The following is a 624-nucleotide window of genomic DNA, read 5'->3' on the forward strand; positions in this document are numbered from 1 at the left end:
GCAGCGGTGATGGCGCCACCCGATCGGGGTTGGGCGCGAGCCTGGCCACTGAACCGCAGTATGGGCACGTCATTTGCACGATGAACTCCTGAGATGTGGTTGATGTGGCGCGCGGCGCGCACAGCTGGCGACGTCACGTAGTCAAGTGAGTATGCCTCGATTTTACGAATATGGGTGAGCCACGGCGACCAGAGTGTCACCCCAATTCGGGTGGTGCCCGGAGACGAGCGGTGCTCGCGCCCGGACTCTGCTAAAGTATGTAGGTTGCCGTTCAACGGCCGCGGATAAAGAGAGCCCAGGCATCCTGCCAGGGGCACCGCGCAGTGAGAGAAAGGGGATCCCATCTATGGCACTCGAAGCCGATGCAAAGAAGGCGATCATCGATAAGTACGCTACCCACCCAGGCGACACAGGGTCCCCCGAAGTTCAGATTGCAATGCTCACGCAGCGCATTCTCGACCTGACGGAGCACCTGAAAGAGCACAAGCACGACCACCACTCACGTCGTGGCCTGCTTCTTATGGTTGGTCAGCGTCGTCGTCTGCTCGGTTACCTGTCCGATATCGACATCACGCGATACCGCACACTGATCGGCAGCCTCGGCCTGCGTCGCTAGTCAGACTT

The 624-nt window shown here is 59.9% G+C and carries 1 protein-coding gene; it reads left to right on the plus strand.

Annotated elements, in window-relative coordinates; translation table 11 throughout:
• Positions 1–346 precede the first annotated feature (346 nt).
• A complete protein-coding gene (gene rpsO / locus JF66_RS19990) occupies positions 347–616 on the plus strand; it encodes a 30S ribosomal protein S15 (protein WP_035873964.1) in 270 nt (89 codons plus the stop codon).
• Positions 617–624: the final 8 nt, after the last annotated feature.

This window comes from Cryobacterium sp. MLB-32 (assembly GCF_000738085.1).
Lineage (GTDB): Bacteria > Actinomycetota > Actinomycetes > Actinomycetales > Microbacteriaceae > Cryobacterium.